Here is a 25,760-nt window from a genome sequence, read left to right on the forward strand (position 1 = left end):
CCCTGTCATGGGGCGGATCCGGCGTGACGAGCGGTGCTCACTCCGCGAGCAGTGCCGACAGCCGCGGTGAGTAGGTGGCGTGCAGGACGAGCGCGGCGCTGCCCACCACCGCGGCGTCCGTGCCGAGTGGTGACGCCTCGACCCGGACGACCCGGACGTGCCGCGACAGCGGGCGGCGGGCCAGCACGGCGGCGACGACGTCGACGTAACGGGACTCCACGTGCTGGATGCCGTGACCGCCGAGGACGATGAGGTCGACGTCGATGAAGTTGGCGATGTCGACCGCGACCGAGGCGACGTGTTCCGCGGTCGCGTCGATGACCGCGGCGGCGACCGGGTCGCCCGCGGCGGCGGCGATCCGGATCGCGGCATGGTCCACCGAGGCGGGATCCTGCGCGAACGGTCGCGACAGCACACTGACCGTGGCGGGGTCGTCGACGAGCCGGCGATGCACCTCGGCGACGATCGCCGAGGGGTTGACGAGCCGCTCCAGGCAGCCCCGGTTGCCGCAGTAGCACTCCGGCCCGTCGGGCAGCACGGAGGAGTGGCCGAACTCGCCCGCGTTGAGTGAACCACCCCTGTACACCTGGTGGTTGAGGACGAGACCGCCGCCGACGCCGGTACCGAAGAAGAAGTAGGCGAAGTCCGCCACGCCCTTGCCTGCGCCCGACCAGCGCTCGCCGACGGCGGCCGCGGTGGCGTCGTTGTCGAGGGTCACCGGCAGGCCGGTCGCCTCGCTCAACATTCTTTGCACCGGCACATGCGTCCAGTGGGCGAGCTGGGGCGCGCGGACGATCGTCCCGTGCTGCAGGTCCATCGGTCCCGGGGTGGCGAGCCCCAGCCCGAGGACCTTGTCGCGCGCGACCCCCGCCTCCGCCAGCACCTCGGCGACCAGCTCGGCCATGGCCTTCACGACGAGCGCGGGGTCGGCTCCCGGATCCAGGGGGCGCCTTCTGACGACCAGGGGGCGGCCGAGCAGATCGACCACGGTGCAGCTGAGTTCGACCGGGTCGAAGTGGAGTCCGACCGCGCTGCCCGCGTCCGCGTTGAGCCGCAGCGTGGTGCGGGGCTTGCCGCCGCTGGCCACGCGACTGGCGCCGTCCTCCCGCACGATGCCCTCGTCGAGCAGCCGACGCACGATGCCGGAGACCGTCTGCGGGGTGAGGCCGGTGTGCTGGGCGATCTCGACGCGGCTGATGCCGTCGGCGAGCTGGATCTGGTCCAGGACCACGGACCGGTTGTAGCGCCCGACCTTGGGAAGGTTCGTTCCTGCCTGCCGCACGAGCGGTCCTCTCTGCTTGCCCCCGACAAACATATCCTCACCGGCCCATTGACTTAGTAAAACAAATGGATTTAGTGTCCGGCCGCAGACCACACCCCGGACACGACGGCACAGCGCGGTGCCATCGGAGGCAAGTTGATGTCCACGAAATGCCGCATGCACGACGGCGCGGATCCGAGCGGCCGGTGTGCCCTCCGCAGCGCGGAGCTGTGCTCGTGACCGCCGCCCCGACCTTGCTGGAGATGCGGTCGATCACCAAGACCTTCCCGGGCGTCAAGGCGCTCGCCGACGTCAGCCTGGCCGTGCGGGAGGGCGAGATCCACGCGATCTGCGGGGAGAACGGCGCCGGCAAGTCCACCCTGATGAAAGTGCTGAGCGGTGTGTACCCGCACGGCAGCTACACCGGCGACATCGTCTACCGCGGTCAGCAGGTCCGCTTCCACGACATCCGGGCCAGCGAGCGGGCCGGCATCGTGATCATCCACCAGGAACTGGCCCTGGTGCCCGGCATGTCGATCACCGAGAACATCTTCCTCGGCAACGAACCGCGCCGGCGCGGAGCCATCGACTGGAAGGCCGCCCGGCGCCGGCCCAGCCCGCCGCCCGACCGACGCCCCCGACGACGACCCCCAGCCCGCCGACGACGGCACCCGGTCCGCGGCGACACCGTCCGGCGACGCGCCCGCCCCGGCCGCCGCCCCGGAAGGCGTGCCGTTCCCGCTCACCCCCGTCCAACTGGCCCTGCACACCAGCAGCGCCCTGTATCCGCAGACCGTGGCCCGAGGCTGGGTACGGCACACCATCCGAGGGCCGCTCGACCCCGCCCTGCTGCGCCGCGCCCTCACCGCGCTGGCCGGGCGGCACGGCATGCTGAGGGTACGGATCGGGCATGACGGCGGGACACCGCACCAGATCGTGACGCCGGGCGCCGCCCCCGAGGCGTGGATCGAGACGCGGACGTGCCCCGGAGGCGGAGCGGCGCTCCAGGCGCTGGAGACGGAGTTCGCCAATCGGCCGCTGGACCTCACCGCCGAACGCCCCTTGCGTGCCCTGCTGGTGACCGAGGACGCCGAGGTGGCCCATCTGATCCTCGCCGTGCACCACGTGGCCGCCGACGGCTACAGCCTGAACGTGCTCGGCACGGAACTGTGGACGCTCTACACCGACCTCGCCCTCGGCCGCGCCCCCTCCGCGCTGCCGCCCGCCGCGGACTTCGCCTCCTACGTCACCGACGCACGGCGACCTGCCGTCCGTGCCGACGACCTCGCCTACTGGACGGCCCGTCTGGCGGACCACACCCCTCTGCCCCTGCCCTACGACGGCCGTCCCGATGCCGAGGACGGCCCCGGCCCCCTCGTCGCCGTGAACCACGCCCTGGACGAGGGTCTCGTCGCCGCGCTGCGCGAGCGGGCCGCCGGATGGGACGTCTCCCTCTTCCATCTCCTGCTCGCCGCCTACGCCCGCTGCCTGGCCCGGTGGAGGCGGGCAGCGGCGTCGCGGTCAACGTCGCCCGCGCGGGCCGGGACGCCCGGCTGCCGGGACTCGACCGGCTGGTCGGCCCCCTCGCCGACGCCCTGCCGCTGCTGCTGAAGACGGACTCGGACGACCCGCTGCCCCGCCTCGCCGAACGCGTGCGACAGGCCTGGCTGGAGAGCGAGCGGCACGCCACGGTGAGCAGCTTCGACCTCGCCCGGATGATGCCGGGCGACGGATCGGGGCCGCGTGCGGTGAGCCCGGCGAGCTTCAGCTTCGCCCGCTTCCCGGCCACGCTGGACGCCGAGTGCCCGGTCGACGTGCGGCCGACCGCTGCGGGCACCGGCTCGGCCGCCACCCGGCTGAGCCTGTTGGTCTGGGAGGACGGGTCCTTGCTACGGCTGTCGTGGAACGCTCCTGAGCGCCTCTTCACCGCCGCCACGACGACCCGGCACGCGACCGACTTCGAACGGGAACTGCGCGCGCTCGCGGGCGATGCCGGTTCCCCGGACGCGCAGAACGGCCCCTTCGCTCCCGTACCCGCCGGCGTTCCCCGGGCGACCGTCGTCGGCCGTCTGCTGGAACGGTTCCGTGCCGATCCCGACGCGGCCGCCGTCGACGACGGCCGGTTGACGCTGACGTACCGGGACCTGGACGCGGCCAGCCGATCCCTCGCCCGCCGTCTGCGCGAACAGGGCGTGCGGCGGGGCGACCTGGTGGGGGTGCTCACCTCGCCGGGGCCCGGCACTCTGATCGCCGTCGTCGGCATCCTGCGGTCGGGCGCCGGATGGGTGCCGTTGGACGCCGAACACCCGGCGGCCCGGCTGGCCGAGCAGACGGCCCGGTGCGGCGTCCGCGTGGTCGTGCACGACGACCGCACCCGGCCGGCGGCGCGGGCGCTCACGACCACGACAGCCGTGCCCGTCGTCACCGACGCCGGACCCCTCTCCGACAGGGGTTTCGCGACCGCCACCGGATCCGTCACCCCCACCGGATCCGTCACCGCCAACGGATCCGTCACCCCCACCGGATCCGTCACCGCCACCGGACCGGTCGCCGGGCCACCGGACGGTACCTTCGACGAGATCGCCGCGGACTCCGACGCGACGGCCTACGTCATCTTCACCTCCGGCTCCACCGGGCGCCCCAAGGCCGTCCCCATCACCTTCCGGGCCATGGAGAACTACCTCGACTGGGCCGTGACCACCTTTGCCTACGGCCCCGGCGACCGGCTCGCGAACACCTCCTCCCCGTGCTTCGACGCTTCGGTACGGCAACTGCTCGCCCCGCTGCTGACCGGCGCCACGGTGGTGACCGCCGACCGAGACCTGGTGCGCGACCCGGAACTGCTGCTGGACCACGTGGAGCGGACGCGGATCACCGTGTGGAGTTCGGTGCCGTCGTTGTGGGAGCGGCTGCTGGCCGCGGCGGAGAACCGCCTCCGGCGCGGTGAGCGCCTGCCGGACCTGTCCGCGCTGCGCCTGGTGCACGTCGGAGGGGAGGTGCTGTGGGCGGACTGGGTGCGCCGCTGGTTCGACCTGTTCGGCTCGGAGCAGCGGATCGTGAACCTCTACGGGCCGACCGAGACGACCGTCAACGCCACCTACCACGTGGTCACCGAACGCCCCGCCGACGAGGTCACGGCGCTGCCCATCGGCCGCGCCGTCGCCGGGACGGAGCTGCTCGTAGCAGGCCCCGAAGGTGAGCGGGCCGGTCCCGGCAGTACCGGCGAGCTGCTGATCGGGGGCGTCGGCCTGTCCGTCGGCTACCTGGGCGAACCCGAGCTGACACGGGCCGTGTTCGTGTGGCGTGACGGCCGCCGCTGGTACCGCAGCGGGGACCGGGTGGAGGTGCTGCCCGACGGCGCGCTGCGGTTCGTCGGCCGGATCGACGACCAGGTCAAGATACGCGGCCACCGCGTCGAACCCGGCGAGGTGGAGGCAGCGCTGCGTGCCCTTCCGGACGTCGCGCAGGCAGCCGTACTGGCCGACTCGGGGCGCCTGTCGGCCTTCGTCGCCCTTACGGCCCAGGGTGCGCGGGAGGGCGTGGACGCGGTGGCGCTGCGACGGTGTCTGGCGGACTCCCTGCCGCCGTACATGGTGCCCGCCCGGATCGTCCTTTTGGACTCCCTGCCCCTGACCGGCACGGGCAAGACCGACCGGCGGGCGCTGCTCGCGCGGGCCCAGGCACCGGGCACGGACATGCCGCGGGCGTCGGGCGGGCTACCCGGGGCCGGGGTGCGAGCGGCAGCGGGCGCGCCCCCGCAGACGAGGGTCACGGAGGAGCAGCTCGGCCGCATCTGGTGCGAGGTGCTCGGCGTCGACCGGGTCGGACGCCACGACGACTTCTTCGCACTCGGCGGCGACTCCCTGCTGGCCCTTCAGGTGTTCGACCTGCTGGCCCGTCAGCGCGGCGGCCCGCTGCCGCGGCCCACCGCCGTCTACCGGCACCGCACCCTGGCCGCACTCGCCGAAGCCGTGGACGCCGAAGCCGTGGACGCCGAAGCCGTGGACACCGCAGGCGTCAGCGCCGAGGGCGCGGAGGAGAGCAGCTCACACGCCCCAGCCGGCGCAGCAGGGCTGCCCACCGGCGAGCGCGACCCGGAGTTCCCGGACGCCTACCCCGTCACCCCCGGCCAGCGCGGCTTCCTGCTCGCCGAGGCCCTGGCCCCCGGCACCGGGGGGTCCTGGCTGGCCCGGCTGCGCCTGACCGGCCCGCTCGACCGGGACCGCTTCCAGCGGGCCGTCAACACCCTGGTGGCCCGGCATCCGATGCTGCGCACGGTCTTCCCCGCCGGGGCGAGGCCGCCGGTGCAGCAGGAACTGCCCCCGTCGCTGCGGCTGCCGGTCGCCTTCGAGACCGTGTCCGGGCCGCATGAGCTGGCGCGGCGGGTCGAGGACGAACGGCGCCGCCGCTTCGAGCCGTGGGCCTGGCCGCTGCTGCGTCTGAGCGTGCTCACCCTGACCCCGCAGGAGCACGTGCTCGTCGCCCACGCCCACCACCTGATCGGCGACGGTTACAGCGCGGCCCTGCTCCTGGAGGAACTGACCACCGTCCACGACGCCCTGAACCGCGGCGCGGCACCTGAACTGCCCGAGCTGCGAGGTACGTTCCGCGAGCACGCGGAACACCTCGCCGGGCAGCCCGCGCACCCGCGGCCGGAGGAGGACGGCGCGCGGCGGCGCCGGGCCGATCTGTGCGCGCCCTACACCAAGCCGAACCTGCGGGCCCCGGCCCGCGGTACCGGGCAGCGACAGCCCGACGCGTCCAGCACCCGCAGCTTCATCCCCGATGGCTTCCTCTCCCACGGCTTCGTCCTGGACGCCACCGCCACGGGTGCGCTGCGCAAGATCGCCGCCGAGGCGGGCGCCACCCTGTACGCGCCGCTCCTCGCCGCCTACCACCAGGCGCTCACCACCCTCACCGGCCAGGAGGACCTCGTCATAGGGCTGGCCGTGTCCGGCCGCGACCACCCCCTGCCCGACATCCACCGAGTCTTCGGGCCGTTCGCCACCGCCGTCGCCGTCCGCCCTTTCGGGCCCAGCACCCAGGCCCCGCCCGGGGACGGCTTCCCGCAGCGCGTGCGCAGGGTCGTCGACGAGACGATCGCCGCCCGCATCCACGAGGACATCGTCCCGCGGGACGCCGGCGGGCTGCCGTTGACGTCCCAGTTCTTCTTCACCCTCCTCGACTTCGGCGCGCTGGGTCCCCGGGACGGTGACCTCCTTGCCGTGCGGTGGGACGAGGAGGAGAGCGACTTCACGCCGCCCGCCGCCGGCACGGACGTCTTCCTCGCGGTGCGGCCCGACGGGGACCGGCTGCGGGTCATGGTGCGCGGTGCGGCGGCGGCCTTCGACGAGTCCGCGCTCGCCGCGTTCGCCGGAGGACTGCGCGACCGACTCGTCCCCCGGACGGTACGGCCCGTACGGCGGTCCACGCGCCCCGGCGGGCAGGACCTGGACGCCGCGCTCGTCGGCTACCTGCCCGCCCCCGCCCAACTGGCGCGGCTCGCGGGCCTGCCGGAAACCAGGACGGTCCGCGAGGACATCCGCCGACTGCTGTTCCCCGACGGGGCTCCCCGGCTGCTGGAGACGACCCACACCCCGCTGGGCCGGTCCGGGTTCGTCGCCGTCCCGCTGTTCGCCGACGAACTAGCCGGCGACGGTGCCCTGGCCGGGCACACGGTCCGCGCCGTGGAGACGGCCTCTGCACTGGGCGCCCGCTGCGTCTCCCTGGCCGGGATGATCCCCTCACTCACCGGCTACGGCTTCGACGTGCTGCGCGCGTCCCGCGCCCCGGCGGCGATCACCACCGGGCACGCGGCCACGGTCGGCTCCGTGGTGCGCACGGTGCACGTCGCCCTGTCGGCCACCGGCCGGGACCTGGCCGACACGGACCTGGCCGTGGTCGGGCTCGGTTCCATCGGCGCCTCCTCTCTGGAACTGCTGCTCACCCTGGCCGAGCGGCCGCCCGCCCGCCTCGTGCTGTGCGACGTGCCGGGCAGCGGCCCGCGCCTGCGCGACCTTGCGCGGTCGCTGCGGGAGCGCGGTCTGGCCGAAGAAGTCACCGTGCAGGTCTCGGACCCCTGCCTGCCCGACGCGGTCCACGAGGCCGGACTGATCGTCGCGGCGGTCAGCGGACACAGCACCCTCCTCGACGTCGACCGGCTGCGTCCCGGCACCGTCGTCGTGGACGACAGCTTCCCGCACTGCTTCGACACCGGCCGCGCGCTCGCCCGTATGCGTGAGCACGCGGACGTCCTGGTCCTGGGCGGAGGGCTGCTCACGGTCGGCGCCACTCGGCGCACCCTGGCCGAAGGGCTGCCCGAGGTCGTCTCGACCGCCGAGGCGGTGGCGCAACACGGGCTCCCCGGCACGCTGGCCTCCTGCCGGACGGAGTCGCTGCTGCACGCCTCAGGCGCGGACGTGCCCCTCGTGCGGGGCCTGGTGGACGGTCCCACGGCCCTCGTCTACTGGCGGGCCATGGAACAGGCCGGCATCACCGCCGGGCCGCCGCACTTGCTCGGCCAGATCCTGGAGCCGCTCGCGGCAGGGGTGCGTGCAGCGGTGGGTGGGGCGTCCTCGCCCGTGACGATGGACGGTCGCGACACGGCCGGACTCGCGAGGCGGGCCGCCCCTTGATCCGTGCAGGATGAGCGGGGCCGACACCGAACGGCGCGGCCGACGGCGCCCGACGGTGGGAGCCGTGGGCAGGGCTGATCGGTTCACGTCTTCGCCCCGCCCTGCTGTCCAGGGCAGTGCTGGCCGCCGCTTGGTGGTGGTCAACGCCCCGGCGGCACAACCCACTACAACTACAACCAGTGCTCCTCCGGGCACTTCTGCATCTGGCACGGCGCGTTTCCCCGCTCCGGCCCGTGGCCGCAGGTGCCGCGGGTGGGAGCGGGGTTCTTGTCGACGTATCAAGGAAATGACGCATCGACAAAAAATGCGGTCCGGTTCAAGCGTCAATCACTTGGCCAGGGGACGGCGCGTGCAGCCGCCTCCGGAGACCGTCCTGGCGGCCGCCGTCCAGGAGATCCGGGGTGTCGTCCCCCGTGGCCACGTCAGCTGTTTTCGCGTCCAGGGCGGCGAGCCGAGCCCGTATACCCCTCAGGCCCTCGAACGCGTCATCCTCCGGTCCGTCGGTGTCGTCCAGGGCCCGGGTCCAGGCCGCTCGTGCGGCCGCCCGGTCGCCCATGGCCAGATGGGTGTCGCCGATGTACGTCAGCGACCTGATGGCGTGTTTGCGGTCGCGTCCTTCCTCGAACACCGCCAGAGCCCGGCGGTGGGAGGCCAGCGCCTCCCGATGCCGGCCGATGGCGTGGTAGGCGCAGCCCAGACTGTCCCAGCACATCGCCTCCCGCCAGGGCGCGTTCAGCCCCTGGAACACGGAGATGGCCTCCAGGCTGTAGGCGACGCCCTGTTCGGGCAGACCCAGGAGTGTGTGGTACTTCGCCACCGCGTTCAGGGGGTCGGACATCCACAAGGGGTCCTCCGTCTCCCGGGCCAGCACCAGCGCCCGCTCCGCCCGCGCCAGGGCCTCCTCGTTGCGGCCGAACAGGCCGAGCACGTACGAGGCGGTGTACTGGGTGCGGACCTGCTCGACGAGGGTCTCCTCGTCACCGGGCGGATCGAAGCAGGCGGCAGCGCGGTCCAGATGGGTCATGGCCTCGTCCTGGTGGCCCATCTGGCCGTGCATGACGCCGAGCATGCGCAGGCAGCGACCCTGCTCGTGGCGGTCGCCCCGGCGGCGGGCCGCGTCCAGCGCGGCGGTGAGCACCACGACGGCCTCGGGCCAGCGTTCGTGACGGTTGAGGTACTCCTTGAGTATCCGGGCCAGGGTGATGACGTGGCGGTCGAGGCGCTGGGCGACGGCGGTCCGGAACAGGCGGTCCAGCACCTGCTGTTCCGCGGTGAACCAGCGCGCCACCTGTTCGAAGTCCCCGAGCTGTTCGGGGGCGGTGCCGGGGCTGAGCGGACCGGGGGCCACGGGCTTGGGCTCGTGGTTCAGCAGCCGGTTGCCGGCGTGGCCGGTGAAGACGTAGTGGTCCAGGACGCGTGCGGTGGCGCCCTGGCGTTCGGCGTGCGTGTCCTCGTCGTGGGTGAGTTCGGTGGCGTATTCACGGAGCAGATCGTGCAGGGTATAGCGGCCCGGGACGGGCTGTTCGACGAGGCGGACCCGGGTGAGTTCGGCGAGCAGGCGGCGGACTCGGGAAAGGGGGAGCGCGGCCAGACTGGCGACGGCGGGAGCGGTGATGTCGGGTCCGGGGTGGAGGGCGAGGAGACGGAAGAGCCGGGCGGAGGGCTGGTCCAGGGCTCGGTAGGACCACGAGAAGACGGCGCGCAGGTCGGTGTCGGCATCGAAGGTGGTGAGGGCGTCGAGGCGTCCGTCGGTTCCCCTCAGATCGTCGGCGACGGTGCTCAGGGGGAAGACCGGGTCGAGGGCGGCACGGGAGGCGATGACGGCCAGGGCCAGAGGCAGACGTCCGCACAGCCGGACGATGTCGGCGGTGGCTTCCCGTTCGGCGTCGAGGCGTTCGGGTCCCAGGCGGCGGGCCAGCATCTCGTAGGCCTCCGTCTCCGACGGCAGTGCCAGGGACAGGGGGTGCGCACCGTCGCCGGCGACGAGTCCGGCGAGCCGGCTGCGGCTGGTGACCAGCGTCAGGCAGCCGGACCCGTTCGGCAGCAGGGGCCGTACCTGCTCCTCGTCGCGGGCGTTGTCCAGAACGACGAGGACGCGCCGCCCGGCCAGCGTGCTGCGGAACAGGGCGGTGCGGGCGGCGGTGTCCTCCGGGATGCGCTGAGCGGGGACGCCCAGCGCGGTGAGGAAGCCGTGCAGGACGAGAGCGGGATCCAGCGCGGGCGTGCGGGGATGGAAACCGCACAGGTTGACGAAGAGCTGACCGTCGGGGAAGAGGTGGGCGACCTGGTGGGCGTGGTGAACCGCGAAGGTCGTCTTACCCACCCCGGCAGCACCGCCGATGACCACGACGCGTGCCGCGCCCGGCCCGGGACCCTCCGGCACGCGACCCGCGGTGAGGACCCAGGCGGACTCGGTCTCCCGGCTGGCGAAGACCGCCAGATCATTGGGTAGTTGAGCCGGGCGCGGCCGGTGCGACGGACCGCTCGGAGGGTCCTGCGCACCGGTGGGTGCGGGGCGCTCCGCGCTCCCCGTGGTGAGCGGTGCGGATGCTGAAAAGGTGTCGTCACCGGTCGAAGGCACCAGCCGACGTGGCGGTGATGCAGTGAGCGCGCCCATCGCCGGCTGCGGCAGGGTGAAGGCCGGCAGGTCGTGGTCGAGGATGCCGCGGTGGAGGGCACGCAGTTCGGGCCCGGGGTCGAGGCCGAGTTCGTCGGCGAGATGCCGGCGCACGTCCTCATAGCGCCGCAGTGCTTCGGGGTGACGGCCCGCCAGATACAAGGCGCGCAGGAGCAGGGCCCAGCCGGTCTCGCGCAGCGGGTGCCGGGTGGCCAGCTGCTCGGCAGCGGCCACCGCTTGTGTGACCTGCCCGTCCAGCAGCAGAGCGGTGGCGTGCAGTTCGGTGGCGCTCTGCCGCATGTCCTCGAGGCGGGCGGCCTCCGGGCGGGCGAACGGGTGGTCGGCGGCGTCGGCCAGGGCGGCACCGCGCCACATGCCCAGTGCCCGCTCGACGGTCCGCAGCGCGTCCGCGGGCCGAGCGTCCGCGAGTTCCTGCCGGGCCCGGGCGACCGCCTCCGTGAAACGCACCGTGTCCCGGCCCTCGGACGGCACCCACAGGGCGTACCCGGCCGGCTCGCTCACCAGCGTCTCGAAGCGCCCGGAGCCGCGCCGTCGCTCCAGCACCGCGCGCAGTTTGCTGACGTGCGCGTGCAGGGACGGCATCGCCGAGGCCGGAGGCTGCCCTTGCCACAGGTCCTGGCACAGGGTCTCCGGGGCCACCGCGTGCCCGTCGGCCAGCAGCAGCCGGATCAGCAACAGCCGTTGCTTGCGCCGCCCCGGATCCACCGGCGTACCGTCGCGATGTACGAGCAGCGGACCCAGTACCGAGACTCGCACACCGCGCTCCCCGGCCGCGACCGGGTCGGCGGGCCGTTCACCCGAGGTACTGTCCAGCCCTGCCATGCCTGCCTGCGTCCCTTCCCACGAAATGTCGCGCCCGCGTCAACCGGTGGACGGCGGGCACCGTAACCCGGACCACCGCCGCGGTGCCGCTTACCGAGCGGTACGTTTCTGCATTTGGACAGCGCCTTCTGGTAGGCCCTGTGTGATGTCACGTCCATCTTCTACCGGATCCGCCATTCGGACGATCCGGTAGGAAGATGGTCGTGACGCGCGGGCAACTCACCGACGAAAGTGGAAGTTGATCGAGCCGTTCCTGCCGATAGGCAAGTACGGCCCGCACGGTGAGCGGCTGCGGGATCAGTTCGACGGGGGATCGACGGGGGATCCGGCCGTTGCAGGGCCAGCGCACAAAGATCACGACGTCTCACAGGCCTCAGTCCCGGCCCACCGACGGCGGCTACCGTCCCGGACGGTCCCGCCGAGCGGCCGGGGCCGTCCGGCGCCGGGGCGGCCGAGCGATCACCGGCCGGACCACACGGAGTGTCCGCTCGTCCGCGCCGTCCCGCCCCGGTGCCGGGCGAATAGGCCGGCCGCCGTCTCGTTCTTGCGGTGTCCGCGCCGTGCGCGTACGGCCTTGCCCACAGGGCGCCGTGGCCGGCCTCGGCCCGCCGCCGTATCGGGGGAGTCCATGGTGATGTCCCGTCACTAGAGGGCGCAGGCCTGTGGAGACGGCCGCACGGCCGTCCTCCGGGACGGGACCACGGCCCGGACCCGTGCCGACCAGCGGCAGGCCATGCCGGAGGAGCACGCTCCGCGCCCACGGGCCGGGGTTCGCCTCGCCGCTCCGGCCGCGGGAGATCTCGAGCACCATGCAGTCAGCACACCGTTGTCGCACCGCGGCCCGGATCTTCCCCACCGGGGTCCTTGCCGCTCTCGCCGTCGTGCTGGTCCTCGCCCCCTCATGTAGCCCGGTACGCGGCGCACCGGGCCGCCACCGGGTCTCCCCGCGACGGGACGGAAGTGAACCGGCACCGTACCGGCGTCGTTGGGGCAGGTGTCCGATCGTTCATCTCCTTCCATTCCTAAGGCGGTTCCATGCCCATTGACGACTACACCGGAGGCCCGGCGCAGGGCTCGGACATTCTGGTCGTGACCACCAACGACGTGCCCGGATATGAGGTGAAGGAGGTCATCGGAGAGGTGTTCGGGCTCACGGTGCGGTCCCGCAACCTGGGCTCGCAGCTCGGCGCCGGACTGAAGTCGGTGATCGGCGGTGAGCTGAAGGGCCTGACCAAGACGCTGGTGCAGACCCGGAACGAGGCGATGGAGCGCCTGATCGAGGCCGCCGGTGCCCGCGGCGCGAACGCCGTGCTCGCCATGCGCTTCGACGTCACCACGGCTCAGGACGTCGGCACCGAAGTCTGTGCCTACGGAACGGCCGTGGTCGTGGCTCCGTCCGCCTAGCACGGGCGACATCCGAACTCGGGGCGAGCGGACCTGTCCGCTCGCCCCGAGCGGCCTCCGCCGTCAGGATGCCGGGCCCGGGTTGCTCCCACGGTGCAGCGTACGGACGCACCAGCCGATGACCACGGCGTTGATCAGTGCTCCGAGAACGATGGAGAGCAGGAACATCGTGGTGCCTTCGGGCAGGACGAGTAGCAACGCGAGGCTGGTCGGGATGGTGGCGAACAGGGGGATGACAGCTGCCATGGATTCGTCGGAGGCGGCTACGAGTGCCCATCCGAGCAGCAGTGCACAGGCCGCCAGGTAGACCCGGGCAGCGATGTTGCCCAGGGCGCGGCGTACACCGCGAAGGATGGAGAGACTGGGGCCGGTCATGGGGGGTGGACTCCTGGATGGTGGTGGCCGGTGTCCGGTGGGTTGTCAGGCGGGGGAGTGGGGCGGCCGGGGTGGGCGAGGCCACGGTCGTAGGCGAGGATCGTCGCCTGGACCCGGTCGCGTAGTTCGAGGTTGCGGAGCAGTGCTTCGATGTGGGACTTCACTGTGCCAACGGTGATGCCGAGGGGCTGGGCGATCTCCGTGTGGGGGAGTCCCGCGGAGATCAGGGTGAGGATGTCTGGTGCAAGGGCTCAAAGGAACGCCGAGGCGCCCGTGCCGAATGGCACGGGCCGCCCCGTGCTGCCTACGGCTTGAGGATCTGGTCCAAGGTCGCGACCGACATCAACAACTGGCCGTAACTGTTGGGATGGGCCGCCATGGAACCCGCGCCCGGAGTCAGGGACTCGATGTAGCGGCGCTGACGAGGCTGGCACATGTCGTACCCGATGGTGGCTTTGTAGGTGTCCGCGTAGGAGACACCGGTGCCGCCGTCGGCCGCCCTACGGGCCAGAGCGCGGTTGAGCTTCAGTGTCGTGTCCCGCAGGAAGGCGAAGTCCTGCTGGGCAAACGGAACTTCGGCGCAACCCACGCCGTTGTCGGGGAAGAGGGCCGGGTATCCGACCACGACGATCTTCGCGTCCGGGCTGCGCCGCCTGATGTCGGTGATCACATCGCGGACGCGGCCCTCCATCGTGTTGATGCGCTCACCGAGCACGTCCTTGGCGGTGGTGAAGTACTTCTTGCACGGGCTGCCGTTCGGATCCGAGGACTTCACCAGCGCGCAGGTGGCGAGCACGCTGGTGAAGCCGACGTCGTTGCCTCCGATGGTCAGGGTGACCAGCTTCGTGTTCGGCGTCAGCGCGTTGATCTGCGGCGGCTTCGACCCCTGGGCGTTCCAGATGCTGCGCGTCGTGGCGCCGCTGCACGTGACGTCCTTGAATGCCCGGTTCTCGCCCGCGGACGTACCAGCGACGATGGAGGGGTAGCTGCCCGTGGTGCGGTCACACTCGGCGTCCTTCACCCCCCGGAGACCGGCTCCCGAGGCGTATGAATCGCCCATGGCCACGTAGTTCGGGCCGTCAGTGGCCGCCTGGGTCGGCGCCGCGAGTGAGAAGAGGCTCGCTCCTGCCACGGCGGTCACCGCGGCTGCCCGGCCACATGCCGGACAGCCGCCTTGAGTTCTGCGTCATCACGCCCCTGAAAGAGTTGGTGGTTGGACGGGCCGGGTGTCGCGGTTGCGGTTCCGGCGCGGACGGAAACCGTGAGGGCTCCCGCCTCCCGGAGCCCTCGGATCGAATGGGTGTGTTGCACCAAGTTGTGTGCCCCGGCATCGAAGGCTCCTTCGATAGACCACAACGTGGGTTGCGGTACGCCGGTTCACCCGACGCGAGTCGGCTGCTGCCTGTTACAGAAGACGACACCGACCAGGTGTGCTTGGCCAGCGTGTCGGCCGTGTCGGCGCTGGCGGCAAACCGCCCCTGGAGGCTCCGCAGCCGGAAAAGTGCGTGACCGGGCTGGGGGTGCTGCGCCGGTCACGGACCACTACGAGCACCGTGACCTTGATGAGATCGACTTCGCGCCGGTGGTGTATGACGAGGAGCGGCCGACTCTGCTGATGCTGGGGGAGGCGTACGCCTTGCTCTCGGGGTGCTGCTGACGGTGGCCGCGGAGGGCGGCCCGGTCGTAGCCGAGGCGGACGGACTGTCGAAGGAGATCGCCGCGCGCATCCCGTTGGAGGGCTGCCCCTTGCTGGCCGCCGTGGGTCGTGTGCGGGTGGTCTGGGGACGGGTGGTGGTGTAGTGGACGGTGCTGCCCCCGTGCCTGCATGACGGGGGCCATGCACCACTGGCAGAGAGGGCTGCCATCGCGGCCGTATTTTCGGTGGGTTCTGCGCTGGCAGGTGGTCCAGGGGCCGACCTGGCTGCCCAGGCAGACGAAGGTTGGTGGTAGTGCCTGTCGCTGAGGTTGGACCGCCAGTCGGTGTATGTCATCGGTCTCGGACGGCGGAGGACCCCGGCCATGCGCTCGCCGGGGTCCTCCGTGTTCAGTGGCTTCGGTTCAGCCGCAGCAGTCGCAGACGGGGCGGCAGTCGCAGACGTCCGTCTCCTGCTGCTGGGTGGGGATCGCGGCAGCGGGCGCGCAGCAGCCTTTGCCCTGCCAGGCGTCGCGGCCTTCCTTGATGGCGATGGCGGCGATGGCTAGGGCGGCGACGGGGTCGGCCCAGGACCAGCCGAGGGTGGCGTTGAGGACCAGGCCGACGAGGAGCACGGCGGACAAGTATGTGCACAGCAGGGTCTGTTTGGAGTCGGCGACCGCGCTGGCCGAGCCGAGTTCGCGGCCGGCCCGGCGCTGGGCGGCGGACAGGAACGGCATGACCGCGAGGGAGAGGGCGGCGATGATGATGCCGGGGATGGAGCGTGCGGCCTCGGCGGTGCCGGTCAGTGCGCGGACGGCATCGAGGCTGACGAACGTGGCGAGTGCGAAGAACGACACCGCGATGATCCGCAGCGTCCGCTTCTCCCGCGCCTCTCGGGTGGCGTGGTCGGAGGCGGAGAACTGCCAGGCGACCGCGGCGGCGGAGGAGACCTCGATGACGGAGTCTAGGCCGAAGCCGATCAGCGCGGTGGAGGAGGCGATCGTGCCGGCGGTGATCGCGACGACCGCCTCGATGACGTTGTAGGTGATGGTGGCCGCCACCAGTAGCCGTATCCGTTTGGCGAGCGTATCCCTGCGGATCGGGGTAAGGCCTGTGCCGATGGATATATCGGCGGTCATCTCAGCAGCAGCCCTTCTCGTCCGCGTCCCCGCAGGTCCTGTCGGCCTCGACGGCGACCACGGCGGTGCGCAGGGCGTCCAGCGCGTGCCCGAGGCGTTCGTCGGCGAGCTCGTAGCGGGTGCGGCGGCCCACCGGCACGGCGACGACGAGGCCGCAGTCGCGCAGGCACGCCAGGTGGTTCGACAGCCGGGTGCGGGAAATCTCCAGGATGTCGGCGAGGTCAGAGGGGTGGGCCGGTGCCTCGCGCAGGGAGAGGAGGATCCGGCAGCGGATCGGGTCGGCGAGGGCGCGGCCGAACCGCGCCAGCACCTCGATGTCAGCAGCGAGAGTCAGCACACCAACAACAGTACATGAATAGATGAATTCACTGAAGCTTGAATCATTGCCTGTGCTCCCGTTGCAGACATCTGGCGGCGCCCGCGCCCGCGCCCGTGCCCCTGCCGCGCCCGCGCCTGTGCCGGTGTGAGGGCTGGAGGGTGGCGATCCCTACGGCGGGCGATGTGGTCCAGTCCGGTTCTGTCGTGGTCCGGGTCGGAAGCTGGCGTCTGCGAAAGTGGCGGTCACGTAGCCCCTGGGCCAGGGCGTCGGTGCTGCATCAGTCAGCCGAAGGTCCGCTCGATGACCCACCGCTCGGGCAGGGGCTCGAACCTCTTCGCCGGTGGCCGCTGCACCACCTCGGCATCGATGCCCAGACCGGCGCCGTGATCGATGCACTCACCGAAGGCCGGCCGACAGCCGCGACGGCGAACAATTTGGTGTGCGGAGCCGACGGGACCGGGTAACGTCTTGGGTCATGTTCTGCCAGACGCCGATTTACGAGTGAGAGCGTGATGGGCCCCTGCTGATGTCCTTCGACGTAGCCGCGCCCGTCCCCCACCGATGAATCCGTAGATCACTCCACATCATTCCGGGAGAACCCGTGAGCAAGAACATCAACAACCCCGTGGGTATGGGCGGCGGCCAGCGCAAGAAGCTGTCCCGCGCCGAACGGCAGAACAACGGTCCGCACCGCAACCTCGACCGCCAGAGTGCCGCCGACCAGAAGGCGGAGCTGCTGCGCAAGATGCGCGAGAAGGCAGGCGCAGCCGAGGGCGCCGGGCAGACGGGCGACGACACCGCACAGAGCTGATACACCGCCGCCGCAGGGCGGCACCAGCACGGGGCAGGGCCCGGACCTCGACACGTGGTCCGGGCCCTGCCGCCGTACCGGGCGCGGCCTGCCCCGCTCCGCTCTCGCCCGACCAACCGGGGAAGCCGCAGATTCGGCACAGCCCCGTCACCGCCGCTCTCGTTTGGCCACGGTCTTACTGGCCGTGGTCTTCTTCGTGGCTACCGCGGCCGGCTCGTCTTGTGGCTGCACCGGTCGCCCGCGGGCGCCTGGGCGCCGATGCCGGCCTTGCCCGGGGGCAGACACCGCCACGGGGCGCTTGGGCGCCGATGCCGGCCTTGCCGGGGCAGGCACCGCCTCCAGTGCCTTCACCAGCCAGGTTTCGTCCGCGGTGAGCTGCTCAAGACGCGCGCACAGGGTGGCCAGTCACCTCCCGGTTGTCCGCGAGGTGACTGGCGAACTGGGCCTCGTACTGGCTCTGGAGACTCTGCGGGGTGGGCCTTTCCGGCCTGGCGGCCACGGCACGCTCCTGAACAGGGGGAGGTGATTGCCGGATGCTACTTTCCCAACCGGGTTCGCCACCGGTGTCTTGAGCGAGGACCGTCCTTGCGAGGTGCCGCACGGACCCACCGGACGCGACGCAGACGCGAACTTCATCTTCGACGTTCTCCAAGCCGCTCTCGCCCGGTCCGACAGACGGTATCGGGCTCCTGTTCGCCCGTCGTGCGGTGTGCAGGCGATGGTCGCCGGTCCTCGAATGTGTCGGGGCCGGAGGCGAGGGTGGGATGATCCTCCTCTCCGGTACGCCTGGCCACGCCACGTCTACCGGATCGCCGGTGACCGACGAGGAAGACGAAGGATCGATGACGCTGAACGTGGGCCAACGGGTGCGGCTGGCGGCGGATCTCCGGTTGGCCGGGTCGGTGACCCCAGCCGAGGAGCTCCCGGAGGAGTCGGGTGCCTTCGCCGCTTCTGTGGCCCTGGCAGCAGGCATCGAGGGCACTGTCGAGCGTGTGGACGAGCATCACCGGCAGCAGAGCCACGAGGTCCGTGAGTACCTGCGCCTCAAGTCGCTCCTCGACGACTTCGGCCACCAGATGCCGCCGGAGAGCAGAAAGCGACTGGATGAGCAGGTAGCGGCCTTGGAGGAGCAGTGGGCCGCCTACCAGCGACGAATGCTCCGCGTCACGGTCCGCGTCCGGCTCGACAACGGATTCGTCCTCGACGAAGCCCCCGAGGAGGCTTTCGCCTCTGTCTGACCAGGCGTCGCGGCGCTCGCCGCTTGCACTGCTGGGCATGCCCGCAGCGAAGGTCGGCCTGCCAGCGGCCACGGTGCTGGTTGCCTTGCATACGGGGCGGGTCTACGCGCCTCGGCGACGAGCGCCAGGCCGAGAAGCATCTCGGCGCCGCCGACAATCTGATGGCCGCCGGCTTGGGCGACGACATCGCGGAGTGGGTGAGCTACTGCGACGCCGCCGAACACACGGACGCCCGTGCGGTCTCCGCCCGCGACCTCCGGGACCGGTCGATCCCGAGCCGCCACCACGCACTCTACTGATGTCCTTGAACCGAGGAAGCCGGGTTCGACCGGATACACGTCATGGACCGGATCGAGCTGGCCGCCGTTCAATGAGCGCGAGCCTGAGCGGGCCGCTGCATAAGCTCAGCAGGGGCTGGACGACGCAGCCCGGATCGTCTCCGCCCTGGTGGCCCGACCGGCTCAGCACCTGCTGGGTGCCACCGCCCGTTCCGCGCTGCTGCCGTGGACAATGCCCGCACCCGCACGGCCGATGTCGCGGCAGCGCGACCGACGCCGGGTGCTGCTTGAGACCATCGAGACCGTCGGTAAGCACTCCCGAACCGGATGTTGCGGGCCTTTTGAGACGTCGCCGGCAGATGAGGCTGCGGGCCAGGGAACGAACACGTCGTGGAGTTCGGTGTGGCGTCCCAATCGGACAGCGAGCCTTTTGACGTAGTGGAGCAGGGTGAAGGTCTGCTCGACGAGGTAGCGGAACTCGCCCATCGCGGCCTGGAACGAGGCCGGGGTCTGGGACCCACGGCACACGCTCCTGCTGAAGAAGCTGCGGCCCGGTCCGGCACCCTCGGCCCGCCCTCGACCTGCTTTCGCCCCCGGCTTCGGCAGGTGCCCCTTCTTGGACCGGGTGTCTCTGGCCTGCGTCCAACTCGTGCTGAGTGAGGCGCTGTTCGGCGGTGGAAGTCGGCTGTACAACGCGTGCAAGCTGTCGGCGGACTTCCAGCGCCCGGGGGCGGTCTTGCAGATCGTCTCCAGGTCGGCCCGGGTCCGGCCCCGGACGTGCAGCCAGCTGTGGACGCCCAAGCCCGAAGCCCCCGTGGAGGGACGGCAGGGCGAGTTCAGAGCTGGGTTTCGCCGCCGTCCACGGCCAGCTCTATGCCGGTGGTGTACGTGGCGTCGAAGGCGAGGAATGCGGCCGCCTTGGCGAACTCCTCGACCGTGCCGTAACGCCCCATGGGGTTGCTCGCGGTCCGCTCCGCCCTGAACTGTTCGGCGGCCTCTTCGGGCAAGTTCATCCTTTCCAGAATCCCCGAGTCGATGGGACCCGGGCTGATCGCGTTGACACGAACACCCCGCGGAAGCAGTTCGCGGGAGAAGGTGCGGGCCATCGAGCGCAGCGCCGCTTTGCCGGCCGCGTAGACGCTGGTGTCCACCAAGCCGATGACGTTCGCGATCGAGGTGGTGAGGACGACGCCGGCGTCCGTGCTCAGCAGCGGGGCGAGTTTCTGCAGGGTGAAGAAGGCGCCTTTGACGTTGATCGCGAACAGTTCGTCGTATGCCTCCTCGGTGGTCGACTCCAGGGGCGTCAGGGCGGAGATTCCGGCGTTGACGAACAGAGCCTCGATCGAGCCGAGCTCGCTCTTCACGCGGTCGGCGAGCGTGTCCAGGTCGGGCAGTGAGGCCACATCGCTCCGGACGGCCACGGCATTCTCGCCGAGCCGCTTGCGCGCCGCGTCGAGCGTGTCCTGAGACCGGCCGGTGATCACCACGCGGGCTCCGCCTCGCACCAGCAGCTCCGCCACCGCGAGCCCCATGCCGCTGCTGCCACCCGTGATCACCACATTCTTGTCGCTGTACTTACCCATGCCGAGGTTGCTCCGTTCCATCATCGAAAACGTGGTGATATGTCTGGATGCGGTGGTTCGCGAACTGAATCAACGGCGGTTTTCGATCTTCATGTGGCCTGTGGTGACGGCGCGGATGTGGTCGCTGGCGAGCAGGCTGTGCGGATTACCGAGGTCGATGGCGCTGACCTCGTCGAGGCGGGCCAGTTGGGAAGGAGCGAGGTCGACCTGCAGGGCGCCCAGGTTGTCTTCCAGTTGCGCGATGGTGCGGGCGCCGATGATGGGTGCCGTCACGCCCGTGGAGTGCAGGTTCCAGGCCAGTGCGACCTGGGCAGGTGTGTGGCCCAGCTCCGAGGCCACCTCCTTCACCACATCGGCGATTGCGAGATTACGGTCGGTGACCCATCCCAGGGCGGCGTTGAGGCTTTTGCGGTTGCCGGCGGTCTCGCCGGCGATCGGGCCCACCGGGTTCTGGTCCTCCCTGCTGTACTTGCCGGTGAGCACCCCGCCGCCCAGCGGGGAGAAGGGGACCACACCCAGTCCCATCTCGCGTGCCATGGGGATCAGATCACGCTCCCCGGTACGCTCGATCAGGCTGTACTCCGTCTCCAGTGCGACCAGCGGTGACCAGCCACGCAGGTCGGCGATCGCCTGCATGCGCGACACCTGCCAGGCAGGGGCGCTGGAGATCCCCACATACAGAACCTTGCCCTGCCTCACCAGGTCGTCCAGGCCGCGCAGGATCTCCTCCACCGGCGTCCTGAAGTCCCATACGTTCAGATAGAGCAGATCGATGTAGTCCGTGTTCAGCTGCCGCAGACTGGCTTCCACCGACGTCAGCATGCTCTTGCGGTGCGTACCCCCGGAATTGGGGTCACCGGGCTGGCGCAGCGTCGAGTACTTCGTCGCCAGCACCATTTCGGAGCGGTTGGTGCGGGTGAACTCGCCCAGCAGTCGCTCGGAACTGCCGTTGGTGTAGGTGCTGGCGGTGTCGAAGAAGTTGCCGCCGAGCTCGGTGTAGCGGTCGAAGAGCTTGCGCGCCTCCTCCCGCTCGGCGCCCCAGCCCCAGTCGTTGCCGAAGGTGGCCGTGCCCAGCGCCAGCGGTGAGACCCGCAGCCCGGAACGGCCCAGCAGCCGGTAGGTGTCGAGAGTGAGTGGCATGACGTTCTCCTGTGGTTGTGGTACGTGGCTAGGTGTGGTGCGTGGCGTTCGAGAGGTGCGGGCCGGTCGACCGGCAGGTGTCCGTGTGTCAGGCGCCGAGCCCGTAGCCGCCGGCCACGGCGAGGTCCTGACCGGTGATGTAGCCGGCGGCGTCCGAGGCGAGGAAGGCGACTGCTTCCGCAACTTCCTGGCTGGATGCGAAGCGCTCGAAGGGGATCTTCGCGCGCATGGCGTCCCGACCGCTCTGGGGCACTCCCAGCTTGTCGAACAGCGGGGTGTCGGTGGCCCCGGGGCTCACGGCGTTGACGCGAATTCCGCGCGGCGCCAGTTCGAGCGCGAGTGAGGGCAGCATCGCCAACAGCGCGCCGCGTGTCGCCGCCCCCACTGTGGCGCCAGGGCTGCCGCGACGGGATCCGATGCCCACGGTCAGGACGATCGAGCTGCCGTCGTTCATGAGGGGAAGGGCCTTTTGGAGGGTGAAGTACTGGCCCTTGAAGTTGAGGTCGGCGTGCTCGTCGAACGATTTCTCCGTCACATCGGCTACCGGCGCCGGACGGAATATCCCGGCGTTCAGGAAGAGCAGGTCCAGTGACCCGAACCGCGCCGACACCGCTGACATGAGAGCGTCGGTGTCGGCAAGCACGCGCGCATCGGATCGGACGACGAGCACGTTGTCGGGGAGCTCGGACCGTGCCCGTGCGAGGGAATCAGGATTCTGTCCGGTGACCGCGACCTGGTAGCCGCGGGCGTGCAGCAGCTCGGCCGTCGCTCTGCCGATCCCGGTCGTCCCCCCGGTGATGAGCGCTGTGGGCATGGCAGACCTTTCGTCGCTGAAGCAGCGGGTGAGACCACTTCACAAGCGGGGGCCTCCCCGTTTGTCTCACCGTACACTGAACCGGGGACATCCCCAATTCGCTCCCGAGCCTCATCCGACACTCACGATCGCGAAGGTCATGACACCTCCACGCAGCACCCTGCGCGCCGACGCGCAGCGAAACCGCGAGCAGCTGATCGTCACGGCCGCCGAAGCCTTCGCCTCCGGACGCCCGATCTCGCTGGATGCGATCGCCAAGCGCGCGGGAGTAGGGAACGCCACCCTGTACCGGCACTTCCCCACCCGAGAGGATCTGGTGGAAGAGGTCTACCGGGACCAGATCCGCCCCTTGCGCGAAGACGCGCGCACCCTGCTGGCTACCGAGCCGCCCGCACAGGCCCTCCACGCGTGGATGCTCCGATTCGCCGACTGGGCCGGCGAACGACGCGGCATCTGCGAGGCCCTGGTCGCCATGAGCGCTTCCGGCCGCTTCGGCACCGGACCGGTCTGTGACGAGGTCCAGCAGGTCCTGGCGATGGTGCTCGAGGCCGGCGCCACAGCAGGAGAACTGCGCAGCGACATCGACCCGACCGACGTAGGCGGCATACTCGCCGGTTTGCTTTCCGTAGCCGGCGCACCCGAGCAGCGCCCCCAACTAAACCGCATGATGGACGTTGTCGTCGACGGACTCAGGCCCCGCTAAGAGGTCCTAACAAAAGCGTTGGACGTGTCGGTGGGTGATGAGGCAGGTGGCGAGGCCGAGGAAGGCTTCGTGGATGTCGTCGCGTCGTTCCCAGCGGATGCGCAGGCGGCGGAACCCTTGCCGTTGAGCGTGGCGAGGACCAGGTCGGGGTTGTGCACCTCGACACCGGCCGGCGGCGCGATGTCGGCGGCGGTGACCAGACCCGGACCTGCTTGCGCAGGTACATCACGACCGGCTCGTCGTGCTCCGAGGAGACGACCAGCTGCTTGATGTTGAGGATCAGGTCGGTGACGTCCTCCTTGACGCCCGGCACGGTGGTGAACTCGTGCAGGACGCCGTCGACGCGGATGGACGTGACCGCCGCACCCGGAATCGAGGAGAGGAGCGTACGACGCAGGGAGTTGCCGAGGGTGTAGCCGAAGCCCGGCTCCAGCGGCTCGATCACGAAACGGGAGCGGAACTCGTCGACGACCTCTTCGGTCAATGACGGACGCTGAGCAATCAGCACGGGGTGTTGCCTCCAGTGGTTTGGCGCCCGCTATGTGACGCCGTAGACACCGTCAAGGGTACGGGGGATACGGACGAGGCGGTCTCCGTGGAGGCCGAACCGCCGGTATGCCCGACTTCGGAACTATATTTCCGGCCCCTTTTTCGCCCTACGCCCCCGCGCCCGGCTCTCGGCCGGACGGGACGGCCGGGTGGGCTCGGGTGGCCACTATCGGGTGATGCTCTGATCACGGTGTCGTGAACCGAGGGTCGGGTCCTACCGGGGCGGGAGGGCGCCTCGGAGACCGGCCGACCGGCCTTCGCGCCGTCCGCGAGCGAGGGAGCGCGCGACGTCGAGAAGCGGCCGGGACGCGTGCGGGCCTTCGACCGCCGGCAGCGTTCCTGACCGCAACCTCGGTGCACCGGCCCCGACAGCGGTCACATGAGGGCACGGCATCGAGGCGGAAGCCGAACGGCTGGGGAGCTTTCGGCACCGCCGACGTGGTGGCCGCCGCCGCATGGCTGCCCGTGCGCACGGTGGCGGGGCCGCGGGCGGGCCGCGCCGCGGCACGTGACGCCGGAGCCGCCGCCGCGGCTCGCGGCGGCCTTTCGCGCGGGCAGCCGTGGGGCCATGCCGGTGTGGATGGCGACCGCGCGCGGTCAGTATCCGACGCGGAAGGTGGCGTCCTGCCGTTCAGTGGTCGTGGAGACGGGGTCGATGCGCAGCACGTTGTTCGAGTGGCGGAGGTAGCGGGTCGGGTAGTTGTACGACCGGAACGACGCCCAGCTCGCGTCCGCCAGGCCCGCCGTGCGGTGGAACGTGGCGTCCGCCGAGAACGTCGACGTACCGTCGTTGACGTCGAGTTGGAGCTGGTAGTTGTAGTGGCGCAGGTACCGCGTCGGGAACTTCACGGACTGGAACGAGACGCCGGTGGGGTCGGCGAGACCGGGGACGAGTTTCCACTGGGAGTCGGAGGGCGGGTCGATGGGGTACTCGTCGACGCGGCCGATGTAGTTGGCGTGGCGGACGTAACGCGCCGGGAAGTTGTACGACTTGAGGCGGTTCCAGGCCGGCGCACCCCACTTGGCGACGAGGTTGTCGTACTCGGTCGTGCTGATCGTCGTGATGCCGCAGTGTTTGGAGTTCAGGGGCTGCGTGTAGGTCTTCTGGTCGAGGGCGGTCCAGGTGCCCGAGGCGAGGTCGGTGGACTGCCAGACGTAGAAGACGCCGTTGGGGGTGTAGGTGTCTCCCCAGAGGTACCAGGTGCTGGACGTCAGGGACTTGACGAGGGTGGGAGCTTCCGTGCCGCCGTGGGCGACACCCGCGGTGAACTCCCGGAAGCTGCCCGGGGCGAGGGAGGTGGATCTCGCCCCGACGAGCGTCTGGTTCTTCTTGAAGTAGAGGTAGTTGACGCCGTTCACGCCGACGGCCATGTCACCGTCGATCACGTCGTAACCGGGATCGAAGAAGACCTGGGGGGCGGAGGCGGTCAGGAAGTCGGTCGTGTAGTTGACCATGATGACGTTGTGGCCGCTGCTGTCGACCGCGGAGTAGATGACCGCGTACTGGCCGCGGCCCGCGTCCCAGAACGCCTCCGGTGCCCAGGAGTGCGTGTTCATGTCGTGCAGCCTCAGCCGCCGATAGCCGGTGAAGGTGCGCAGGTCGGCCGAGTCCCACACGTGGATGTACTGGCTGACGTAGTTCCAGTCCGTGCCCCTCAGGTCGGTGGCGAGGACCACGAAGGTGCCGTCCTGCTTGCGCAGGACGAACGGGTCACGCAGACCCAGCGCGCCGGCGGTGGGGGTGACCACCGCGTTGTTCTGGTTGAGCGGCGTCCAGTTCAGGGAGTCCTTGCTGACGGCGAGGTGGAGGCCGTAGTCGGTCCCCTCGCCAAGACTGGTCGACTCGGTGAAGTAGCACATCACGTACGCCGAGTCGGCGGCGTACGCGGTGCCGGCACCGAGCGTCAGGGCACCGGTCATGGCCAGGGGTGTGGCGGCTGCCATGCCGAGAACGAGACGGCGGGAGGGGAGGGGGCGAGGGGGCATGCGTGCTCCAAGGGGGGTGGAGGGGCACTCAGGACGAGGTCAAGGGGAGGGACACGTCTTCGAAATACCGAACATGGTTCGGTGAGCCGGTCAGAAGCTAGGGCGTGGTCGCGGGCGCGTCAATGACCTCGTCCGTCATCGGTGATATCCGTACGAGCCGACCGCACCCTCGTCCGCCTCGCCGCGGCCTGTGGATGCGGCCGCCCTCTTCGGCCTCGTCCTCGTTCCCGGTGTGGCCGTTGGCGGTGGCAGGTTCCGAAGAAGGCCAGGTGGCAAAGGGGGTCGGGGAGCCGGAGCCGGTGGGAATTATCGTCAACAATTTCGTCGACGCTCTTGTTGAGGATGAGGCTCGAGACTACGTTCCTTGACGTCAACCCGTACCCGCAGATGGCCGCATCGTCTTGTCGATCCGGCCACTCGGCTTCCACG

At 70.6% G+C, this 25,760-nt stretch carries 18 protein-coding genes and 5 pseudogenes; 9 read left to right on the top strand and 14 right to left on the bottom strand.

The window, feature by feature from the left end; all coding sequences use genetic code 11:
• Positions 1-37: 37 nt before the first annotated feature.
• The gene (locus tag BM536_RS02825) at positions 38-1,282 is read right to left on the bottom strand and encodes an ROK family transcriptional regulator (RefSeq protein ID WP_094102469.1); all 1,245 of its coding nucleotides are present in this window, start codon (positions 1,280-1,282) and stop codon (positions 38-40) included.
• 281 nt (positions 1,283-1,563) lie between these two features.
• Here BM536_RS02825 and BM536_RS02830 point away from each other — a divergent pair.
• The 3 genes and pseudogenes from BM536_RS02830 to BM536_RS02835 all read left to right on the top strand — a co-directional run.
• Positions 1,564-1,785 (top strand): annotated as a pseudogene (locus BM536_RS02830) (ATP-binding cassette domain-containing protein); the annotation flags it as partial.
• 205 nt (positions 1,786-1,990) lie between these two features.
• Positions 1,991-2,872, top strand: coding sequence for a condensation domain-containing protein (locus BM536_RS44235; protein ID WP_342748771.1), 882 nt, complete (start codon positions 1,991-1,993; stop codon positions 2,870-2,872).
• Complete coding sequence (locus BM536_RS02835) at positions 2,758-7,896, top strand: amino acid adenylation domain-containing protein (RefSeq protein ID WP_342748772.1); 5,139 nt, start codon at positions 2,758-2,760, stop codon at positions 7,894-7,896. The genes BM536_RS44235 and BM536_RS02835 overlap by 115 nt, the downstream gene beginning before the upstream one ends.
• 316 nt (positions 7,897-8,212) lie before the next feature.
• Here BM536_RS02835 and BM536_RS02840 read toward each other — a convergent pair whose 3' ends face one another.
• Positions 8,213-11,356, bottom strand: a complete 3,144-nt coding sequence (locus BM536_RS02840) for an AfsR/SARP family transcriptional regulator (RefSeq protein WP_094102470.1) — start codon at positions 11,354-11,356, stop codon at positions 8,213-8,215.
• A 1,035-nt stretch (positions 11,357-12,391) separates the two neighbouring features.
• Between BM536_RS02840 and BM536_RS02845 the strand changes: the two genes are divergently transcribed.
• Positions 12,392-12,760 (top strand): YbjQ family protein, encoded by a 369-nt coding sequence (locus tag BM536_RS02845; protein WP_073496679.1) that lies wholly within the window; start codon positions 12,392-12,394, stop codon positions 12,758-12,760.
• A 63-nt stretch (positions 12,761-12,823) separates the two neighbouring features.
• Here the strand turns inward: BM536_RS02845 and BM536_RS02850 are convergent, their stop codons facing one another.
• The 3 genes and pseudogenes from BM536_RS02850 to BM536_RS02860 form a co-directional block, all read right to left on the bottom strand.
• A complete protein-coding gene (locus BM536_RS02850; protein WP_073496677.1) occupies positions 12,824-13,135 on the bottom strand; it encodes an SCO4225 family membrane protein in 312 nt (103 codons plus the stop codon).
• Positions 13,132-13,371 (bottom strand): annotated as a pseudogene (locus BM536_RS02855) (response regulator transcription factor); the annotation flags it as partial. The gene BM536_RS02850 and the pseudogene BM536_RS02855, both read right to left, overlap by 4 nt.
• A 68-nt stretch (positions 13,372-13,439) precedes the next feature.
• Entirely contained in the window at positions 13,440-14,267 is an 828-nt protein-coding gene (locus BM536_RS02860) for an SGNH/GDSL hydrolase family protein (protein ID WP_245873243.1), read from the bottom strand.
• A gap of 515 nt (positions 14,268-14,782) precedes the next feature.
• Here BM536_RS02860 and BM536_RS40660 point away from each other — a divergent pair.
• Positions 14,783-14,935, top strand: coding sequence for a DUF6417 family protein (locus BM536_RS40660; protein ID WP_158086484.1), 153 nt, complete (start codon positions 14,783-14,785; stop codon positions 14,933-14,935).
• A gap of 258 nt (positions 14,936-15,193) precedes the next feature.
• On the opposite strand, the gene BM536_RS02870 is transcribed toward BM536_RS40660, so the two are convergent.
• The 3 genes and pseudogenes from BM536_RS02870 to BM536_RS42260 form a co-directional block, all read right to left on the bottom strand.
• On the bottom strand, positions 15,194-15,910 hold the full coding sequence (locus BM536_RS02870) for a cation efflux transmembrane domain-containing protein (protein ID WP_073496675.1): 717 nt from the start codon (positions 15,908-15,910) through the stop codon (positions 15,194-15,196).
• 1 nt (position 15,911) lies between these two features.
• A complete protein-coding gene (locus tag BM536_RS02875) occupies positions 15,912-16,247 on the bottom strand; it encodes an ArsR/SmtB family transcription factor (RefSeq protein ID WP_073496672.1) in 336 nt (111 codons plus the stop codon).
• Between the two features lie 266 nt (positions 16,248-16,513).
• Positions 16,514-16,621 (bottom strand): annotated as a pseudogene (locus BM536_RS42260) (IS5 family transposase); the annotation flags it as partial.
• Positions 16,622-16,830: 209 nt separating this feature from the next.
• Between BM536_RS42260 and BM536_RS02880 the strand changes: the two are divergent.
• The 3 genes from BM536_RS02880 to BM536_RS40175 all read left to right on the top strand — a co-directional run bounded on the left by BM536_RS02880 (position 16,831) and on the right by BM536_RS40175 (position 18,577).
• Positions 16,831-17,040 (top strand): DUF6243 family protein, encoded by a 210-nt coding sequence (locus BM536_RS02880; RefSeq protein ID WP_073496670.1) that lies wholly within the window; start codon positions 16,831-16,833, stop codon positions 17,038-17,040.
• 815 nt (positions 17,041-17,855) lie between these two features.
• Positions 17,856-18,278 carry a hypothetical protein gene (locus tag BM536_RS02885; RefSeq protein WP_245873244.1) on the top strand — a complete coding sequence of 141 codons (423 nt, stop codon included), beginning with the start codon at positions 17,856-17,858 and terminating at the stop codon, positions 18,276-18,278.
• An 80-nt stretch (positions 18,279-18,358) separates the two neighbouring features.
• On the top strand, positions 18,359-18,577 hold the full coding sequence (locus BM536_RS40175) for a hypothetical protein (RefSeq protein WP_143650770.1): 219 nt from the start codon (positions 18,359-18,361) through the stop codon (positions 18,575-18,577).
• Positions 18,578-19,392: 815 nt separating this feature from the next.
• On the opposite strand, the gene BM536_RS02890 is transcribed toward BM536_RS40175, so the two are convergent.
• From BM536_RS02890 to BM536_RS02900, 3 genes are all read right to left on the bottom strand, one after another.
• A complete protein-coding gene (locus BM536_RS02890; protein WP_073496690.1) occupies positions 19,393-20,139 on the bottom strand; it encodes an SDR family oxidoreductase in 747 nt (248 codons plus the stop codon).
• A 69-nt stretch (positions 20,140-20,208) separates the two neighbouring features.
• On the bottom strand, positions 20,209-21,279 hold the full coding sequence (locus tag BM536_RS02895; RefSeq protein WP_073496666.1) for an aldo/keto reductase: 1,071 nt from the start codon (positions 21,277-21,279) through the stop codon (positions 20,209-20,211).
• An 88-nt stretch (positions 21,280-21,367) separates the two neighbouring features.
• On the bottom strand, positions 21,368-22,093 hold the full coding sequence (locus BM536_RS02900) for an SDR family oxidoreductase (protein ID WP_073496664.1): 726 nt from the start codon (positions 22,091-22,093) through the stop codon (positions 21,368-21,370).
• Positions 22,094-22,232: 139 nt separating this feature from the next.
• Here BM536_RS02900 and BM536_RS02905 point away from each other — a divergent pair, with 139 nt between their 5' ends.
• On the top strand, positions 22,233-22,796 hold the full coding sequence (locus BM536_RS02905) for a TetR/AcrR family transcriptional regulator (RefSeq protein WP_073496662.1): 564 nt from the start codon (positions 22,233-22,235) through the stop codon (positions 22,794-22,796).
• 6 nt (positions 22,797-22,802) lie between these two features.
• Here the strand turns inward: BM536_RS02905 and BM536_RS02910 are convergent.
• The 3 genes and pseudogenes from BM536_RS02910 to BM536_RS02920 form a co-directional block, all read right to left on the bottom strand.
• Positions 22,803-22,913, bottom strand: a pseudogene (locus tag BM536_RS02910) (IS5/IS1182 family transposase); the annotation flags it as partial.
• Positions 22,910-23,304: pseudogene (locus BM536_RS02915) on the bottom strand (DNA-directed RNA polymerase subunit alpha); the annotation flags it as partial. The pseudogenes BM536_RS02915 and BM536_RS02910, both read right to left, overlap by 4 nt.
• A gap of 638 nt (positions 23,305-23,942) precedes the next feature.
• The gene (locus BM536_RS02920) at positions 23,943-25,289 is read right to left on the bottom strand and encodes a glycoside hydrolase family 43 protein (RefSeq protein WP_245873245.1); all 1,347 of its coding nucleotides are present in this window, start codon (positions 25,287-25,289) and stop codon (positions 23,943-23,945) included.
• Between the last annotated feature and the right edge of the window lie 471 nt (positions 25,290-25,760).

The organism is Streptomyces phaeoluteigriseus, from assembly GCF_001896135.2.
GTDB lineage: Bacteria > Actinomycetota > Actinomycetes > Streptomycetales > Streptomycetaceae > Streptomyces > Streptomyces phaeoluteigriseus.

Coding starts and splice junctions, on each gene's coding strand:
- BM536_RS02920 (WP_245873245.1), bottom strand. CDS start 25,289: ATGGCAGCCGCCACACCCCTGGCCATGACCGGTGCCCTGACGCTCGGT.
- BM536_RS02850 (WP_073496677.1), bottom strand. CDS start 13,135: ATGACCGGCCCCAGTCTCTCCATCCTTCGCGGTGTACGCCGCGCCCTG.
- BM536_RS02890 (WP_073496690.1), bottom strand. CDS start 20,139: ATGGGTAAGTACAGCGACAAGAATGTGGTGATCACGGGTGGCAGCAGC.
- BM536_RS02845 (WP_073496679.1), top strand. CDS start 12,392: ATGCCCATTGACGACTACACCGGAGGCCCGGCGCAGGGCTCGGACATT.
- BM536_RS02895 (WP_073496666.1), bottom strand. CDS start 21,279: ATGCCACTCACTCTCGACACCTACCGGCTGCTGGGCCGTTCCGGGCTG.
- BM536_RS02905 (WP_073496662.1), top strand. CDS start 22,233: ATGACACCTCCACGCAGCACCCTGCGCGCCGACGCGCAGCGAAACCGC.
- BM536_RS02870 (WP_073496675.1), bottom strand. CDS start 15,910: ATGACCGCCGATATATCCATCGGCACAGGCCTTACCCCGATCCGCAGG.
- BM536_RS02840 (WP_094102470.1), bottom strand. CDS start 11,356: ATGGCAGGGCTGGACAGTACCTCGGGTGAACGGCCCGCCGACCCGGTC.
- BM536_RS02900 (WP_073496664.1), bottom strand. CDS start 22,093: ATGCCCACAGCGCTCATCACCGGGGGGACGACCGGGATCGGCAGAGCG.